At 74.5% G+C, this 16,787-nt stretch carries 14 protein-coding genes; 4 read left to right on the top strand and 10 right to left on the bottom strand.

Going from position 1 to position 16,787, the window contains the following annotated elements; translation table 11 throughout:
* Positions 1-81: 81 nt before the first annotated feature.
* The 3 genes from ACXJMZ_RS08665 to ACXJMZ_RS08675 form a co-directional block, all read right to left on the bottom strand.
* On the bottom strand, positions 82-1,020 hold the full coding sequence (locus ACXJMZ_RS08665; RefSeq protein ID WP_457029387.1) for an N-acetylmuramoyl-L-alanine amidase: 939 nt from the start codon (positions 1,018-1,020) through the stop codon (positions 82-84).
* Positions 1,021-1,027: 7 nt separating this feature from the next.
* Complete coding sequence (locus tag ACXJMZ_RS08670; RefSeq protein WP_457029388.1) at positions 1,028-2,269, bottom strand: hypothetical protein; 1,242 nt, start codon at positions 2,267-2,269, stop codon at positions 1,028-1,030.
* Between the two features lie 197 nt (positions 2,270-2,466).
* Entirely contained in the window at positions 2,467-3,102 is a 636-nt protein-coding gene (locus tag ACXJMZ_RS08675; RefSeq protein ID WP_457029389.1) for a class I SAM-dependent methyltransferase, read from the bottom strand.
* A gap of 182 nt (positions 3,103-3,284) precedes the next feature.
* Here ACXJMZ_RS08675 and ACXJMZ_RS08680 point away from each other — a divergent pair, with 182 nt between their 5' ends.
* Positions 3,285-4,370: a Zn-dependent alcohol dehydrogenase gene (locus ACXJMZ_RS08680; protein WP_457029390.1), complete on the top strand. Its 1,086-nt coding sequence runs from the start codon at positions 3,285-3,287 to the stop codon at positions 4,368-4,370.
* Between the two features lie 60 nt (positions 4,371-4,430).
* Here the strand turns inward: ACXJMZ_RS08680 and ACXJMZ_RS08685 are convergent, their stop codons facing one another.
* The 6 genes from ACXJMZ_RS08685 to lanL all read right to left on the bottom strand — a co-directional run bounded on the left by ACXJMZ_RS08685 (position 4,431) and on the right by lanL (position 13,060).
* Positions 4,431-4,586, bottom strand: coding sequence for a hypothetical protein (locus tag ACXJMZ_RS08685; RefSeq protein ID WP_457029391.1), 156 nt, complete (start codon positions 4,584-4,586; stop codon positions 4,431-4,433).
* Positions 4,587-4,674: 88 nt separating this feature from the next.
* The gene (locus ACXJMZ_RS08690; protein WP_457029392.1) at positions 4,675-6,429 is read right to left on the bottom strand and encodes an ATP-binding cassette domain-containing protein; all 1,755 of its coding nucleotides are present in this window, start codon (positions 6,427-6,429) and stop codon (positions 4,675-4,677) included.
* Complete coding sequence (locus ACXJMZ_RS08695; RefSeq protein WP_457029393.1) at positions 6,426-8,039, bottom strand: ATP-binding cassette domain-containing protein; 1,614 nt, start codon at positions 8,037-8,039, stop codon at positions 6,426-6,428. Before ACXJMZ_RS08695 ends, ACXJMZ_RS08690 begins: the two co-directional genes overlap by 4 nt.
* Before the next feature lie 58 nt (positions 8,040-8,097).
* Positions 8,098-8,232 (bottom strand): VenA family class IV lanthipeptide, encoded by a 135-nt coding sequence (locus ACXJMZ_RS08700; protein WP_200948492.1) that lies wholly within the window; start codon positions 8,230-8,232, stop codon positions 8,098-8,100.
* Between the two features lie 100 nt (positions 8,233-8,332).
* Positions 8,333-10,300, bottom strand: coding sequence for an alpha/beta hydrolase family protein (locus ACXJMZ_RS08705; RefSeq protein WP_457029394.1), 1,968 nt, complete (start codon positions 10,298-10,300; stop codon positions 8,333-8,335).
* A gap of 63 nt (positions 10,301-10,363) precedes the next feature.
* Entirely contained in the window at positions 10,364-13,060 is a 2,697-nt protein-coding gene (gene lanL, locus ACXJMZ_RS08710; protein WP_457029520.1) for a class IV lanthionine synthetase LanL, read from the bottom strand.
* Between the two features lie 399 nt (positions 13,061-13,459).
* Between lanL and ACXJMZ_RS08715 the strand changes: the two genes are divergently transcribed.
* From ACXJMZ_RS08715 to ACXJMZ_RS08725, 3 genes are read left to right on the top strand one after another with little or no spacing between them, the layout of a single operon-like run.
* Positions 13,460-14,290: a Nif3-like dinuclear metal center hexameric protein gene (locus tag ACXJMZ_RS08715; protein ID WP_457029395.1), complete on the top strand. Its 831-nt coding sequence runs from the start codon at positions 13,460-13,462 to the stop codon at positions 14,288-14,290.
* Positions 14,291-14,350: 60 nt separating this feature from the next.
* Positions 14,351-15,094, top strand: coding sequence for a zinc ribbon domain-containing protein (locus ACXJMZ_RS08720; RefSeq protein WP_457029396.1), 744 nt, complete (start codon positions 14,351-14,353; stop codon positions 15,092-15,094).
* 4 nt (positions 15,095-15,098) lie between these two features.
* Positions 15,099-16,238, top strand: a complete 1,140-nt coding sequence (locus tag ACXJMZ_RS08725; protein ID WP_457029397.1) for a bifunctional RNase H/acid phosphatase — start codon at positions 15,099-15,101, stop codon at positions 16,236-16,238.
* A 33-nt stretch (positions 16,239-16,271) separates the two neighbouring features.
* On the opposite strand, the gene ACXJMZ_RS08730 is transcribed toward ACXJMZ_RS08725, so the two are convergent.
* Positions 16,272-16,781, bottom strand: a complete 510-nt coding sequence (locus ACXJMZ_RS08730; protein ID WP_457029398.1) for a DinB family protein — start codon at positions 16,779-16,781, stop codon at positions 16,272-16,274.
* Positions 16,782-16,787: the final 6 nt, after the last annotated feature.

The raw sequence follows: 16,787 nt of genomic DNA on the forward strand, positions 1-16,787 counted from the left end.
TAGGGCCAAGCGGTTCGGTCCTGCACGGCGGGCTCCCGAAACGGGGAGTGTCGTGGCAAATCACCCGTGTTCGGCCCCCGGTCAGTTCGCGGCTGTGGTGAGGTAGGCGGTCAGCGCGTCTGCAATGCCCTGGGCGGCCTGCTGGCGCCACTGAGGGTCCGTCATCCGCTTGGCATCGCCCGAGTTTCGCATGTTGCCGCACTCGATGAACACCTTCGGCACCTTGGAAAGGTTGAGGCCACCGAGGTCGCTGCGAGTGTCCAGACCCTGTTCACCGATGTAGTCGGCGTACGGTTCGCCGGTGGCCGCCTTGAAGTGCTCGCGCAGCAGCAGACCGAGCCGGCGGGACGGGGCGACGATCGCGCCGGTGTCCGCCTTTCCGGCCTTCACCTGGGCCGGCATGATCACGTGGAACCCCTGGCTGTTGGCCGGCGCTCCGTCACCGTGCACGGAGACCGCAGCGTCCACCTTGCCCTCGTTGCCGATCCCGGCCCGCTCGTCGATGCACGGCCCCCACGGGCGGTCGCCGTCCTGGGTGAACAGCACCTTGGCGCCGCGCTCCTCCAGTACGGTGCGGGCCCGCCGGGAGACGTCCAGCGAGTACTCGGCCTCGCTGTAGCCCGCATTGGTCGAGGTGCCGGTGGTGTCGCACTCCTTGCGGCCGTTGCCGATGTCCACCTGGCGGTTGATCTCGGTGGTGTGCTTGCCGTTGCCGGGGTTGTGCCCGGCGTCCAGCAGCACCGTACGGCCCGTCAGGGGGCGTGCGGCGGCGGCGCTCCCGGGGGTGGCGGACGGCGTGGCAGAGGTGGACGGCGCCGCGGTGGGCCAGAAGCTGGGCAGTACCGGCAGCTCCTCCGCCGAGGAGGCGGCGGCCGGGCGCGCAGCGGCGTCCGCGCCGGAGGATCCCGGCCCCGCGCAGCTCACTGCGCAGAGCGGCAGGGCGGCGCAGGCCAGCGCGGACAGACGGAGCAGCGGGGAGCGACGCGGGGCGCCGGGGCGCCGGTCGATGGTGCCGGTCACGGGTGGTTCAGATCCTGTCCCAGGTACGGGCCGTCAGGCCGAAGGTGTTGGCCAGTGAGTTCCACTTCGCCACGAAGTCCTTCTTCGCCTGGGTCGCCTGCGGGTTGAGCTCGTTGGCCCGCTTCAGGTCGGCGCCGCCGGGGGCGCTGCCGTTGCTGCAGCCCTGACTGCCGACGTTACGGGCCCAGGCCGCGTAGGCCCGGTCGACGTCGCCGGAGGTCTGCCAGGCGGTTTTCAGCAGCGCGACCGCCTCGACACCGGCGGGCAGGTCGCCGAAGTCCAGCTTGGCCAGGTCGGCCACCAGTTGGTCGCGCTGGGTCGCCCCGGTCTCGAAGACCTCGACGGCGCCGGTGATCTCGGCCTTGCCCGGGCAGCTGTTCACCTTCGCCACCGCGTTGCCGATCGGTGCCTTGGCGTCCTCGCCCCGGGCCAGCAGCGCGTCCAGCGCCTTGGCCTGGGCCTCCGCCTGCGGTCCGTTCGACGAACCGGCGGACGGGGAGGGCGAGTTGCCGCCCGAGGGCGGGGCGGCCGGGGTGCTCTGGGTCGGAGCCGGCTGCGGTGCGCCGGAGGGGGAGGCGGTGGCTCCGGTCGTGGCCTGGTTCGACGGTTCGTCACCGTTGCGGACCGCCCAGGCCACCCCGACGCCGACCACCACGACCAGCACCACGCCGATCGCGACCAGCAGCGGGACCCGGCGGCGCGGCTCGTGTTCGGGGACGTCCTCGTACTCGGGGTACGGCCGCTGCGGGGCGGGCGGCTGGTAGCCGGGGAAGGTGCCGGTCGGCTGCGGCTGCTGACCCGGGAAGGCGCCGGTCGGCTGCGGGCCGGGGAACGCGCCGGGCTGCTGATGCGGCAGCGGCGGCTGGGGCGGCTGTGCGCCGGGGAAGCCGCCGACCGGGGCGGGCGGCGGGAATCCGTACCCGGAGGGCGGAGCCGGGGGGCCGCCGAACGGCGGTGGCGGCGGGGCGGCCGGGCCGGGCTGCGGGAGGTACGGGCGGGCGCCGAGCGGCGGGCCGTGGTCGCCGACGGCGCCGGGCTGGGGCGGCTGCGGGTACCCCTGCTGGGCCTGCGGCGGGTACGCCTGCGGGGCCTGTGGCGGGGCGAGCGGGAAGATCTCGGTGTGCTGGTCGTCGCGGGCCGGCTGTGGTGCGGCCGGCTGCGGTGCGGGCGCCGGGCGGACCCAGCCACCGGCGCCCCCGCGCGCGGTCGGGTCCCACACCGCGGGTGCGGTGTTGTCCTGCTCGGTCATGCCTGGCCTCGCCCCCGCTGTGGTGTGGTGCGTCCTGGGTTCACGTCGCCCGGTCGTTCGGCGACACCGTACCGGCAGTTTCCGGGCGCACCAACGGCGGCCACCCGGTCGACCCGGCACGTGGGATGACGTTAGAGCATCCCGGAAGGTGCCCGCAGGACCATGACGATCTTCGGGTGTCGGCCGGGCGGCAGCCCTCAGCGGCGGCGCAGCACCCGCAGCGAGCCGGTGACCGAGACCTCTTCGAAGCCCTCGGCGAGCGCGCGCAGGTAGACCCGGTACGGGGCCTGGCCGCCGTCGGCGGGGTCGGGGAAGACGTCGTGGATCACCAGCAGGCCCTGCTCGGCCAGGTGCGGGGCCCAGCCCTGGTAGTCGCCGGTGGCGTGCTCGTCGGTGTGGCCACCGTCGATGAAGACCAACGCCAGCTGCCCGCCCCAGACGGCGGCGATCTGTGGCGAGCGGCCGACCAGGGCGACCACGTGGTCCTCCAGACCTGCCTGGAAGAGGGTGCGGCGGAAGGTCGGCAGGGTGTCCATCAGCCCGACCGCCGGGTCGACCAGCTCCGGGTCGTGGTACTCCCAGCCGGGCTGCTGCTCCTCGGAGCCGCGGTGGTGATCCACCGTCAGGGCGACCGTCCCGGTGGCCCGGGCCGCGTCGGCCAGCAGGATCGCCGAGCGTCCGCAGTAGCTGCCGATCTCCAGCAGCGGCAGGCCGGTGGCGGTGGCGGCCCGGTGCGCGGCGGCGTACAGGGCGAGACCCTCGTCCACCGGCATGAAGCCGGTTGCCGACTCGAAGGCCGTGAGCACCCCGGGGGCCGGGCGGGCGTCCGTCATCGTGCTGCTCCTGTTCGCGGGGCCGGTCTGTCTCTGGACCCTACTGGACGGTAGGAGGGGTTCCCGCAGGCCGGGGGATGGGGTATATCTGGACGCGTTTCTGGAACCCGTTCTAGATGAAGGCCCGCGGAGTGGTTCAGTAGGCTGCTCCGATCCACAGGCGAACCCCGGGAGCAAGCCACATGCGCGCAGCGATCCTGCACGAGATCGGCCAGGACACACTCGAGGTCCGCGACGACGTCGAGGCGGTCGGCTTCGGTCCCGGCAAGGTCCGGGTCCGGCTCCGGGCCGCCAGCCTGTGCCACTCGGACCTGTCCGCGATGAGCGGCGTGCTGCCGCAGCCCGCGCCGTTCGTGCCCGGCCACGAGGGTGCCGGCGACGTGGTCGAGACCGGCGAGGGCGTCACCGGTGTCGCGGTCGGCGACCGGGTGGTGCTCTGCTGGATGCCGCCCTGCGGCAGCTGCCCGCACTGCCGCCGTGGTCAGGGCCAGCTCTGCGTCGCCAGCCTGCGCCGGCTCGGCTCGGCCGGCTTCCGGCAGGGCGGGACCGACGGGACCGACGTCTTCGGGTTCTACAGCACCGGCACCTTCGCCGAGGAGCTGGTGGTGCCCGCCGACAGCGTGATCGTGCTGCCCGCCGACATGCCGTACGAGCTCGCCGCGCTGATCGGCTGCGGGGTGACCACCGGCCTCGGCGCGGCGATCAACACCGCCCGGGTGGAGCCCGGCAGTTCGGTCGCCGTGATCGGTGCGGGCGGGGTCGGCATCGCGGCCGTCCAGGGCGCCCGGATCTGCGGTGCGGCCCGGATCACCGTGGTCGACCCGGTGGAGTCCCGCCGGACCCGGGCGCTCGGCTTCGGCGCCACCGACGCGGTCGCCCCGGAGGGGCTGAAGGGTGCGGCGAAGAGCGTGGAGGGCGGCGGCTACGACTACGTCTTCGAGGCGGTCGGCCGCTCGGCCACCGTACGGGCGGCGTACGACGCGGCCCGGCGCGGTGGTGCGGTGGTGGTGATCGGCGCCGGTGCGCAGGACGACCTGGTGCAGTTCAGCATGGGCGAGCTGTTCTTCAACGAGAAGCGCCTGCTGCCCTCGATGTACGGCGGCGGGGACGTCCGGCGGACCACCGCCCGGGCGATCGAGCTCTGGCGGGCCGGGCGGCTGGACCTGGCGGGCATGATCACCCACCGGGTCGGGCTGGCCGAGGTGAACGAGGCGATCGCCCAGATGCGCAGCGGCGAGGCGCTGCGCACCGTCATCTCGCTGGGCTGACGGCTGACGGTCCGGTACACCCGCTGCCCGCGGGTGCCGGACCGTCAGCCGACGGACTGCTCAGCGGCGGTGACGGCCGTGCGGGTCCGCGTCCGGCCGGTCGTCGGGGGCGGTGTCGCCCCGGTGGCGGCCGTGCAGGGCGCTCTCGGACCGGTCCGTGTCGGAGGCGGGGCCGGTGCCGTCGTGCCGGGTGGTGTCGGTGCGGGTCTCGGACATGTCGTTACTTCTCCGTGCGAGGGTGCGATTCTCAAGGGATACGCGAGTCACCATATCCAGCGATTCGTGCGCTTACCCCTTGACACGATCACGGCCCGGGCACGATTGACAGTCCGTCCGGCTGCGGCAGTGTCGCGGCGAGCCAGTGGCCGACCAGCTCGCGGTAGAGCGGGGAGAGCACCTGGAGGTCGCCGTGACGGGCGGTCAGCCCCCGGCCCGCGTCGAGCAGGAGTACCCGGTCGGCCCGCAGGGCGGAGCCGATCCGGTGGGCGATCACCACCAGCGTGCCGGGGCGGGCGGCGAAGGCGGCCTCGGCCACCGCCTCGGCCTGGGCGTCCAGATGGCAGGTCGCCTCGTCCAGCACCACCACGGGCGCGGGGGAGAGATAGGTCCGGACCAGGGCGAGCAGTTGGCGCTCCCCGGCCGAGAGCGTGGCCGGGTCGGGTAGCTCGGCCGCCGGGCCGCCGAGCTGATCCAGCAGCTCCGAAGCGCCCAACAGCTCGGCAGTCTCGGTGAGTTGACGGTCGGTGGCGTCCGGGCGGAGCCAGCGCAGGTTCTCCCCGACGGTGCCGGTGAACAGGTACGCCTCCTGCGGGAGCAGTGCCACCAGCCCGGCTCTGGCCTGGTCCGGCAGGGTGTGCGGGGCGGTTCCGCCGACGGTCACGGTGCCCTGCTGGGGCGGGGCCAGCCCGGCCAGCAGGGCGGCCAGGGTGGACTTGCCCGCACCGCTCGGGCCGACCACGGCGAGGTGTTCGCCCGGCGCCAGGGCCAGGTCGAGGGCGCTGAACACGGGCTCGGCGGCCGCGCCGTGGGTGTGGTGCAGCCCGTGCACCCGGACTTGCCCGCCCGAGGGGGGCTCCTGCCCCGAGGCCGGCCGGTCGGGCGGGTCGGGCGGGTCGGGCAGCGAGGCCAGCCGGTCGAGCACCACGGCGAGCTCCAGCAGCCAGCTGCCGACCATGCCCGCCAGGCTGCGGACGGCCGGCTCGAGCTGCTGCACCAAGTAGGCGGCCACACCGAGCAGCTGACCAGTGGTCAGCTGCTGGTGGTCGACCAGCCAGGGTGCGGCCGCGACCACCAGCAGCAGCGGCAGCCGGCCGCCGACCGCCACCGTGAGGGTGCGGAGCGCGGCGGCCCGGCCGAGCGCGCGGACCGCCGCGCCCTGGGCCAGTACGGCGGCACCCACCGAATGCTCCACCCGGGCCTGCGCCCCGCAGGCGGTGATGTCCCGGACTCCCGCGAAGGCGAGCCCCGCCTCGGCGGCCACCCGTTCGTCGGCCAGCACCACCGCGCGCTGACGGTCCACCAGCGGGCCGAGCAGCCGGGCGAACAGCAGACCGCCGAGCAGCAGTGGCGGCAGCACCAGCGGCAGGGTGACCGGGGCGAGCACGGCGAGGCCGAGCACGGCCGCCAGTACGGTGATGCCCACGCTGCGCAGCGTACGCAGCAGGGTGGCCGTCAACTGCCGGGCGGACTCCACCTGTTCGGTCAGCCTGGCGACCTCGGCGGGGCCGTCGCCGGTCGGTTCGGCCCGGCCCAGGGCGCTGCGCACCACCCGGCGGACCAGTGCGTCCCGCAGGGGCTCCACCACCGCCGCCACGTACGGGAAGACGGCCCGGGCCGCGTACGCGCGGACCCCGACGGCGGCGGCGAAGGCGGCCAGCCAGGCGAAGCCGACGGCGGGGCGGCCGGCCAGGAAGCCCCGGTCGGTGGCGGCGGCGATCAGCAGGCCGGAGAGCAGCGAGGGCAGCGCCTCCACCGCCGACCAGACCAGCACCCGGACCAAGGCGGGCCTGGTGGTGGCGAGTTGGTCCCATAGCAGGATCCAGCCGGGCGAGCGGGTCACGAGGCGCTCCTCGGGGCGGGGACGGGAGCGGGGGCGGAGACGGCAGCCAGCGCGGCGCGGTAGTCCGGCTCCTTGACCAGGGTGGCGTGCGGGGCCAGCGCGCGCAGCCGGCCGCCGTCCAGCCAGGCGACCAGGTCGGCGCGGGCGGCGGCACCCGGGCGGTGGGCGACCACCAGCCTGGTCCGGCCCGCGGTGGCGCGGGCCAGGGCCTCGGTCACCTGGTGCTCGGTGGCCAGGTCCAGGCTGGAGGTGGCGTCGTCCAGGATCATTACCCGGGGCCGCTGGGCGAGCAGTCTGGCCAGCCCGAGTCGCTGCAACTCGCCGCCGGACAGTCGGAGTTCGGCGGTCGGAGTGCGCTCGCCGAGCGGCAGCCGGGCCAGGAAGCCGTCGGCCCGGGCCGCCCGGGTCTGCGTGGCGTCCGCACCCTCCAGCGCCTCGCCCACGGTGGCGCCGACCAGCACCGGGCGCTCGAAGGCGTACCCGACGGCCAGTCGCCGCTGCTCGGGGGTGAGTTCGGCGAGCGGAACGCCGTCGACCAGGACCAGTCCGCGGTCGGGAGCGCGGAGCCCGCCCGCGACGGCGGCGAGCAGCGACTTGCCGGAGCCGGACCGGCCGACCAGCGCGACCGTCCGGCCGCCCGGGACGGTGAGGTCCAGCGGGCCGAGCAGGCCCTCGACACTCACCCCGATCAGGGTCAACTCGCCCGGCCCGGCCGGGAGATCGCGACCGCCCGGCGGTGGTGCCGGGAGCGCGAGCAGCTCGGCCACCCGATCCCGCCCGGCCCGGGCGTGCGCCACCCCGGCCAGCGCCTCGACCTGCTCGAAGAAGCCAAGACCGAGCGCGGCCCAGCCGGCTGCAGCGGCCAGTTCGCCGGGGCGCAGCGTCCCGTTCGAGAGTTGCAGGCCCGTGGTGCTCAGCACGCTCAGTTCGACCAGTGCGACCAGCAGGGTGGCCTGCCAGACCGTCCGGCGCTGGGTCTGCCAGAGGGCGTGCCCGGCCTCGGCGAGCCGGGGGAGCGGGGCCAGCACCCGTGTGGTCTCGGCCTCCCGGGCCCCGGCGGCGTGGATGCTGCGCAGCCCGGCCAGTGCGCCGGTCAGCCGGGTCGCCAGCTCGGACTGCACCTGCTGGTAGCGGGTGAACGCCTGGGCCGCGTCGCGCAGGAACAGCCGGATCAGCACCACCCCGGGCAGCACCCCGGCGAAGAACGCGGCGGCCAGCCAGGGCGAGAGCAGCGCCAGGCCGAGCACGGCCCCCAGTGAGGTGAGCAGCGCGGTGGCGGCGGTGATCCGGGACGGCAGTGCGCCACCGGCGTCGGCGGCCGAGCCGACCAGCCGGGCGGTCAGGTCACCGGTGGCCGGTCCGCCAGGGACGGGGCCCCGGTCCAGCACCCGGCGGAGCAGGCGCAGCCGCAGGCCGACCGTGGTGTCGGCGGCCACCGCAGGGCCGGCCAGCGTGGCGAACGCCCCCGCCAGCGCGCCGACCAGCAGCACCGCGGCGAGCGGCAGAGCGGACCCGCCGTCGATCGCGCCGCCCACCGCGCCGGGCAGCGCGAGGGTCGCGGCCGCCTCGACCGGTACGGCCACCGAGAGCACGATCACCCAGCCGCGCATGGCACTGCCACCTCCTGTGGGGGTACGTACGGCCGGAGCCGTGCGAACTGCCGACCTACTAGCTGATGGTGAAGATCAGGCAGGTCAGGATCAGACAGGTGAACTGGCAGCCGCCGCCGTGTCCGCCCAGCTCGACGGCCTCGGTCTCCGGCAGGTCCTGCAGAGCGGCCAGGTCGGTCTCGAAGTTCTCCATGGTGGGTCCTCCCCTTGATGGTCCGTCACCCGCACCGTGCGGGTGACGTCGCCCCTGGCCCGGKCGGGCCAGGGAAGTCTGTGAGTGCCTCAGCGAGGCTCTAGGTGGGCCGGCCGGTGCGCAGGAAGGCGGCCAGCAGCTCGTGCAGCACGGCCGCGCCCTCCTCGGCGAGCACCTCGTGCCCGGCCCCGGCGGCCTCGACGTAGCGGAAGTCCGACCCCTCCGCCCGCCCCAGCCGCAGCAACTCGTGCCGTAGCGCCCGGGACTGACTGACCGGCACCACCTCGTCCCGGTCGCCGTGCAGGATCAGCAGCGGCGTGCCGATCCGGTGCGCCAGCTGGAGCACGTCCCGGGGGCCGCGCTGGTCGTCGATCGGATCGCCGCCGCCCAGCCGGGTGGTGAGCGCCCGGACCGGAGCGGCCGCCTCGGCCAGCAGCCGGGCACCGGACAGGAACGGGGCCACCACCGCACACCGGGTGACCTGCCCGGACGGCGCATGGGCGGCAGCCAGCAGAGCCAGGAAGGCGCCGTAGCTGACCCCGAACAGCGCGGGCGGCTCCAGCCCGAGCGCCGTCCGCTGGCCCGCCACACCCTCCAGCAGGTGCAGCACGTCGGCCAGGTCGGGACCACCCCAGGCACCCCGGACGGCCATCGCGTGCTCGGTCCCGTACCCGGTGGAGCCGCGCTGATTGGGTGCCAGCACCGCCAGGCCCTCGGCCGCCATCCGCTGCAGCGCCGGGTCGAACTCCAGCCGCCAGGCGTCGGCGGGGCCGCCGTGCAGCGCCAGCACCAGGTGCGGAGCGCTCAGCCAGGCGTCGCCGCCGTAGACCACCGCCTCGATCGGCCCGGCGGGACCGGCCAGTTCGAGACTCTGGGCGGAGTGCCAGCGGCCGCCGTCACCGGGGCCGGTGCTGCCGTCCAGCCGCCAGCCGGCCGGGCCACCGGTGGCCCAACTCGGCTGCGCAGGACGGTCGCTGCCACCGCCCAGCGGGGCCAGCTGCAGCGGTAGCGGTACGGCCGCCGCGTGGGCCGGCTGCCCGCGTTCCACCAGGACGTCCACATCGATGGTGGCCAGCGCGGCGGGGTGGTCGGGAGCGGAGTACGGCATCCGCAGGCCCGCCGCCGACCAGTGACCGACCGCGCCGAGTCGCCCGGGCGGTACGGGAAGCGCGGTGAGCCGACTGAGCTCCGGGTGCCAGAGCGTCAGAGCGGAGGAGACGCCGTGGTCGACCTGCAGGACCACCCGTCGGCCGTCAGGCCCCCCGGAGTGCCGGTCGAGCGCGATCGGTCGGAGGAAGACGCCGGGTACGTGCAGGCACTCGGGGAACCGCAGCGGCTCCCGTCCGCCGAGCAGACCCCAGCCGAGCCGGTCGGTGCCGGTGGCATCGCTGCGCACCATCGCGAACCGGGTGTCCGGGTCGTACAGCGCCAGCCGGTCGCTGCTCTGCTCGCCGATCTCCAACAGTGGTGTGACCTGGCCGAGTTCGAGATCGAGGACCACCGTACGGACCTTGCCCCGGTGCACCCGGTCCAGGGCCAGCAGCCGGCCGCTGTGGTCCAGCCAGACCCCGCCACCGTGCAGGCCGGGCAGCTCGGCGACCTCTATCGGCGCCGTGCCGTCGGCCGGGACCAGCCAGACCGTGGTCACCGGCTGGGTGTCGGTGCCGAGCGCGACCGCGACCGGGGCACCGGCCGGCCGGTSCCCGCCGGGCATCGCCAGCAGTCGCAGGCCGGGACGCCGGAGGGTGGCCAACTCCTGCTCGAAAGTGGGGTGTTCGGCGGTCGGTGCGGAGAGCAGCAGCAGGGTGTGCCGGTCCCCGTCGTGGCGGCAGACCAGCACCTGGCCGTTCGGCAGGCTGATCAGCTGTGAGTGCAGGCTCTCCGAGCGGTTCCCCGGCAGCGGGAGCGCGGTCGGCTCGGCCGGGCCCTCGGCGGGCAGGCGCCAGCTCTCGGCGTACCAGCCGCCGTCCGCTCCGGCGGCCAGGCAGGCCGCGTGCGAGCCGTCGAGGGCGAAGGTGAAGCTCAGACGGCGCAGCGCCTGGGCGGTGGTGCGGGTGGCGGTGTTCATCCGGGCTCACCTCCTCGGGTCGGGGTCGGTCGGGGTCGGTCGGTCGGGCCTGGGCGTGGTCGGTCAGTGTTGGGCGGCGAGCGGCAGCGGGTCGAGCCAGAGCCGGGGGCCGCCGTACTGCAGGCGGAGCAGGAAGGCGAGCGGGCCCGAAGTGCCCGTCCCGTACGCGGGGGTGGAGCTCAGCCCGGTCTCGTCGGGCAGCACCAGCCGCCCGTCCTGCCGCACCGCGCGGGCCGCGATCAGAGCGGCCAACTCCTCGGCCCCGGTACGGAACTGCTGTTCGCCGGTGGCCACGGCCAGATCGAGCAGGTACTCGCCGTTCCCGGCCAGGCCGTGACAGGCACTCACCCCGCTGTGCCAGCGGGCGTCCAGCACCGCCTGCCCGGCGGCCAGCGCCAGCCGGTACGCGGTCTCGTCCCCGGTGGCCCGCCAGTACCGGACCAGGAAGCTGCCCACTCCGGAGGACCCGCTGCACCAGTGCGCCAGCCGTACGTGCGGCGGGTCGCCCGCGCTCTGCGGCCACCAGGCGCCGGCGCCGTCCTGACGGACCGTCGCGGCCAGCGTCCGGACCGCCTCCGCCGCACCGTCGAGGGCCTGCCGATCCTCGGCCGCCTCGGCGGTGGCCAGCAGGAAGGCCCCCACCCCGGCCACCCCGTGGGCGTAGCCGAGCTGGCCGGTCCCGGCGAAGACCGAGTCGAAGCCCTTCGGCACCGGCCAGGTCAGCCCGTACGGCTCCCGCTCGGCCGCCGCCAGCAGGGTAGCGGCGCAGTCGGCCGCCCGGTCCAGGTAGGTGTCGTCGCCGGTCGCGCGGTGCAGCCGCAGCTGCAGGAAGCCGGCTCCCGCCGCACCGTGGCAGACATCGGGATTGGGCCAGCGGATCGGCACCTCGCGGGCCAGCCTGACGGCCCGTTCGGCCAGTGCGCCATCGCCCAGCGCCTCGGCGGCGTCGAGCAACGCCCAGGCGGTACCGGACCGCCCGAAGTGCAGCCCCGGCAACACGGTCGGCTCGGCCGCCACCCGCCGCTCGATCCAGCCGGCCGCCAACGCCGCCGTCCCACCCGCAGGCAGCCCGACCGCCGTGGCCCGAGCCAGGAACGCCAGCACCCCGGCGGCCCCGTGCTGCACATTGCACGGATCGGTCAACTGCCCCCCGGGCACCGTCGGCCACAACCGATCCAGCCGCTCCGGTGTCGCGGAAGCTGCCAAATGACCCACGCCATCTACCACCAGGGGCTCGGGGAACTGCGACGCCAACCTCGGAGGCGTTGCACCCTGAGTAGAGGTCAGGAACGGTTCTGTGGGCGGAAGTTGCCTACGCTCCGGATCCTCCGAGCGAAGTTCAAGGATCACCGCCCCCAACCGCCGAGCCGTCTCCCCCTCCCGCCCCGCAGCCGCCAGCCACCCCTCCAACGACCTTTCCCCCGGCGGCAGCAACGGATCGTGCCCCGTCGCCAACAGGAAGAACAGCCCACCCAGCGCGTACAGATCAGCAGCGAACCCGGCCTGACACACCGCCACTTCCTGCTCGGGCGCCCGATACCCCGGCGTCCCGGCCGTCCCCACCGTCGCGCCCGCCGCCGCAGCCAGCTCCAGATCGACCAGCCGCAACGACCCGTCCGGCCGCACCATCACATTCCCCGGCGACAGATCCCGCAGCACCAACCCCCGCGCATGCACCTGCGCCACCAGCGAGACCAGCCCGAGCGCGACCCCCCGCGCCTCGTCCCACGGCACGTCCGGACTCCCGTCCCGCCGTAGCCGCCCCGCCACCCACGCCCCGAGCGCCACCCCGGGCACCCGCTCCTGGACCAGGTAGACCGCGTCCCCCTGCTCGATCAGGTCGATCACCCCCGGGGCCAGCTCCGCCCCGGCCAGCAGGCCGAGCAGCTCGGCCTCGTGCCGCAGCGCCGCCCGGGCGTCCGTACCGGACCGGTCCACCTCGATGTGGGCCCGGGCCTGTTTCACCACCACGTCGCCGCCGCCCTCGGTGTCCCGCCCGAGGAAGACCCCGCCCTTGGTGCCGTGCCGGACCGCCGCCGTCAGCGCGTACCTGCCCCCCAGCAGGACGCCCCCTGCGCGCCGTTCACCCGTGGTCGCTGTCGTCGACCCCCTCCCCTCGACGGGGTCGACCAGCCAGGGCGGACATCGGTAGCTCGCGGCCCGGACGTCCTCGACCCGGGTGCCGTCCGGCGCGTGCAGCATCGAGCGGTAGGCCCCGTCGTTGCCCAGCTCGGCGCGGCGGGTGAAGACCCCGTACCGGTAGTGCACCCGGCTGCCGGGGGCGTACGGACGGTCGGAGAGCACCGAGGGGCCGGGGAATTCGGCCGTGGCCAGGTGTAATTCGGCGGCCAGCCGACGGAACTGCTCGTCGTCCGCCGGATAGACCGTGATGAATTTCCCGGCCGAGCCGCGTTCGCTGTTCCGGGAATTGACCTGGTGGAGCTTTTCCAGGTCGCCGGCGAACTTGAACACACAGGCGTCCCCGGCGATCACCCCGGCCACTGCGGCGAGCACCGCCGAGGCCGCTTCGCCCGCCGCGCTGATGTGCAGCTTCCACCCCTGCTCGGGAGTGGTCACCCCGGCCGGCCGGGCCGTGCACCAGAGCGCCTCGGCGGTGAACTCCCAGTCACCGCCGCCTCCCCGGCGCCCGGTGCCGGCCACGGCGGCCCGGGCCACCTCCGCCAGCGAGCCGTCGACAGCCGGCCCGACGTCGACCGACGTCGTCCCCCCGGCCGTGCGCAGTGGTGTGCCCGCCCCCATCTGCTCCACACCCCTTCTCTCTCGCAGCATCGGTTTTCACGGACGTCCGGAAATTCACCCCGACCGCACCGCCGGTGCAATTCGACGGTGCGCCCACAAGCCCCGGTCGGGGTAACTCCCGTTCGCAACACCGAAGTTACTTTCGGTGGCCGACCGACTCAACGTGGAACGGGTCACTTCACTCGTAAGGGTGATCTCGAATCGTTTTCGAATGCGGGCGACCGGGGCGATGTGACCAGCACCCGCCCGCCGAGGGCGGCTCGTTCCGCTCCCGTTCACCTCGCACTGCCTCCGCACGCCGGTTGACGGGCAGCAGTACGGTCGGCCCGGCCCCGCTCCCACGGTTGGCCCGCAGCGCCCGGGGCCGGGGGAGCCGCCCGCGCGCGGTAGTCTCGACAGGTGCCGAAACTGTCCGACGTCATCAACGCGCTCGAAGAGCTGTACCCACCGAGGTGGGCCGAGTCCTGGGATGCCGTGGGCCTGGTGTGCGGCGATCCCGAGGCCGAGGTCGGCCGGGTGCTGTTCGCCGTCGACCCGGTGCAGACCGTGGTGGACGAGGCCGTCGAGTGGGGTGCGGACCTGGTGGTCACCCACCACCCCCTCTATCTGCGCGGGGTCACCAGCGTCGCGGCCACCGGCTTCAAGGGCCGGGTGGTGCACGAGCTGATCCGGGCCGGGATCGGGCTGCACGTCGCGCACACCAACGCCGACCATGCCGACCCGGGCGTCTCCGACGCCCTCGCCGAGGCCGTCGGCCTGCGGGTGCTCGGGCCGCTGATCGCCGACCCGACCGACCCGGCGGGCCGCCGGGGCACCGGCCGGATCGGCCTGCTCGAACCGCCGCTCACCCTCACCGCCTTCGCCGCCCGGGTGGCCGCCGGGCTGCCCGCCACGGCCACCGGGGTCCGGGTGGCCGGGGACGGCGACCGGGTGATCACCCGGGTCGCGGTCTGCGGCGGCTCGGGCGACAGCTTCCTCGCCGAGGTCCGGGCCGCCGGGGTGGACGCCTACGTCACCGCCGACCTGCGGCACCACCCGGCCTCGGAGGCCACCGAGGCCGGAACGGTCGCGCTGCTGGACGCCGCGCACTGGGCCACCGAGTGGCCCTGGCTGCGGCTGGCCGAGCGCGGCCTGACCGAGGCGGCCGCCGCGCACGGCTGGCAGCTGGAGACCAAGGTCTCGCACCGGGTCACCGACCCGTGGACCGCGCACGCCCCGATGAACCCCTAGCTTCGCCAGAAGCCACCGCCGACCGACTTGCTGACAGACAAAAAAACAGGAGCCCCCGCCTTGAACGCCGCGCCCGCCGACCAGATCCGCCTGCTCGACCTCCAGGCCCTCGACTCCCGCCTCGACCAGCTGGCCCACCGGCGCCGCAGCCTGCCCGAGCACGCCGAGATCGACAAGGCCACCGCCGACCACACCGCCCTCAAGGACCTGGTGATCGCCGCCCAGGCCCAGCTCGGCGACACCGAGCGCGAGCTGACCAAGGCCGAGGGCGACGTCGAGCAGGTCCGTGCCAGGACCGCCCGCAACCAGCAGCGGCTGGACTCCGGCGCCGTCGGCTCGCCGCGTGACCTGGAGAACCTCCAGCACGAGGTCGGCTCGCTGGCGAAGCGTCAGTCCGACCTGGAGGACGTCGTCCTGGAGGTCATGGAGCGGCTCGAGTCCGCGCAGACCCGGGTGACCGAACTGTCGGCCCGTCTCGATCACTCCACCGTGGTGCTCAAGGAGGCCGAGGAGCGCCGGGACGCCTCCTTCGCCGAGATCGACGCCGACGCGGAGAAGGTCAAGCGGGACCGCGAGGCCGTCGCCACCGTGCTGCCGGCCGACCTGATCAAGCTCTACACCCGGCTGCGCGAGCAGCAGGGCGGCGTCGGCGCGGCCCGGCTGTTCCAGCGCCGCTGCGAGGGCTGCCGGGTCGAGTTCGCCGCCGCCGACCTGAACAGCATCAAGGCCGAGGCCAAGGACGCCGTGGTCCGCTGCGAGAACTGCGGCCGGATCCTGGTGCGTACCGCCGAGTCGGGCGTCTGATCCGATGGCCGGGCGGAGGTTCATCGTCGAGGCGGACGGGGGCTCCCGGGGCAACCCGGGCCCGGCCGGCTACGGCGCGGTGGTCCGGGACGGGGACACCGGCCAGATCATCGCCGAGGCGGCCGAGTTCATCGGGCGCGCGACCAACAACGTGGCCGAGTACAAGGGCCTGATCGCGGGCCTGCGGGCGGCGCACGGACTGGACCCCGACGCCCGGGTGGACGTCCGGATGGACTCCAAGCTGGTGGTCGAGCAGATGTCGGGGCGCTGGAAGATCAAGCACCCCGACATGCAGCCGCTGGCCGCCGAGGCGGCCACCGTGCTGCCGCGCTCCCAGGTGAAGTACAGCTGGATCCCGCGCGAGCAGAACAAGGACGCGGACCGGCTGGCCAACGAGGCGATGGACGCGGGCAAGGCCGGCCGCCAGTGGGAGCCCAAGGTCCGTCCGGTCGCCCCGGTGGACGAGCCGCTGCCCGCACCCGCCGCACCGAAGGCGGGCTGGGCGGGCCCGGCCGACCTCGGTACGCCGACCACCTTCGTGCTGCTCCGGCACGGCGAGACCCACCTCACCCCGGAGAAGCGTTTCTCCGGCAGCGGCGGCTCCGACCCTGCGCTCTCCGAGAAGGGCCTCTGGCAGGCCGCCCGGGCCGCCGAGTCACTGGCCGCCCGGGGCACCGTCCAAGCCATCGTCAGTTCGCCGATGCAGCGCACCCGGCAGACCGCCGAAGCGGTCGCCGTCCGGCTCGGCCTGGAGGTCCGGTTCGAGGAGGGCCTGCGCGAGCTGGACTTCGGCGACTGGGAGGGGCTGACCTTCGCCGAGGTGCAGGAGCGCCACCCCGACGACCTGGCGGCCTGGCTCGGCTCGGCCAAGGCCAAGCCGACCGGCAGCACCGAGAGCTTCACCACCCTCACCCACCGGGCGGGGGTGGCCCGGGACAAGATCCTGGCCAGGCACTCGGGCAAGACGGTCCTGGTGGTCTCGCACGTCAGCCCGATCAAGACCCTGGTCCGGCTCGCCCTCGGGGCCCCGCCGGACTCGCTCTACCGGATGGAGCTCTCGGCGGCCTCGTTCTGCGCGGTGCAGTACTACGCGGACGGCAACGCCTCGCTCCGGCTGCTGAACGACACCTCGCACCTGCGCTGACGCCCTCCCGGGTAGCACGCTCCCCGGGAGCCGCTACTCCCCGGTGCTGCCGTCGATCAGCTCCCGGAGCAGGTCGGCGTGGCCGTTGTGCCGGGCGTACTCCTCGATCATGTGGGTGAGCACGTAGCGCAGCGAGTACGGCTGCCCATCCTCGGCGTACGTCGCGGTGTCCAGCGACCCGACCCCGGCCACCACCGCGCGGGCCTGCTCGCAGACCTCCCGCCAGACCGCGAAGGCCCGCTCCGGGTCGGCCTCCGCCACCTCGAACTCGGCGTGCGAGCCGTCCGGCAGGCGCCCCCAGTAACTCCGTACGCCCTGGTCGGCGACCACGTTGAGGAACCAGCTGCGCTCCACGTCGGCCAGGTGCCTGACCAGCCCGAGCAGCGACATCGCCGACGGCGGCACGGCCCGGGTGCGCAGCTGATCGGGTGTCAGACCCGCGCACTTCATCATCAGGGTCTGCCGCTGGTAGTCCAGGAACTCGGTCAGCGAGGCGCGCTCGTCGGCCACCCGGGACGGTTCGGTCCTGCTCTGCTCATCCATCGGATG

The sequence above is a fragment of the Kitasatospora sp. P5_F3 genome (assembly GCF_054049135.1).

Bases quoted from the DNA above. Each gene is read 5' to 3' on its own strand.
- ACXJMZ_RS08670 (WP_457029388.1), bottom strand. From the start codon at position 2,269: ATGACCGAGCAGGACAACACCGCACCCGCGGTGTGGGACCCGACCGCG.
- ACXJMZ_RS08675 (WP_457029389.1), bottom strand. From the start codon at position 3,102: ATGACGGACGCCCGCCCGGCCCCCGGGGTGCTCACGGCCTTCGAGTCG.
- ACXJMZ_RS08680 (WP_457029390.1), top strand. From the start codon at position 3,285: ATGCGCGCAGCGATCCTGCACGAGATCGGCCAGGACACACTCGAGGTC.
- ACXJMZ_RS08685 (WP_457029391.1), bottom strand. From the start codon at position 4,586: ATGTCCGAGACCCGCACCGACACCACCCGGCACGACGGCACCGGCCCC.
- ACXJMZ_RS08695 (WP_457029393.1), bottom strand. From the start codon at position 8,039: ATGCGCGGCTGGGTGATCGTGCTCTCGGTGGCCGTACCGGTCGAGGCG.
- ACXJMZ_RS08700 (WP_200948492.1), bottom strand. From the start codon at position 8,232: ATGGAGAACTTCGAGACCGACCTGGCCGCTCTGCAGGACCTGCCGGAG.
- lanL (WP_457029520.1), bottom strand. From the start codon at position 13,060: ATGGGGGCGGGCACACCACTGCGCACGGCCGGGGGGACGACGTCGGTC.
- ACXJMZ_RS08725 (WP_457029397.1), top strand. From the start codon at position 15,099: ATGGCCGGGCGGAGGTTCATCGTCGAGGCGGACGGGGGCTCCCGGGGC.
- ACXJMZ_RS08730 (WP_457029398.1), bottom strand. From the start codon at position 16,781: ATGGATGAGCAGAGCAGGACCGAACCGTCCCGGGTGGCCGACGAGCGC.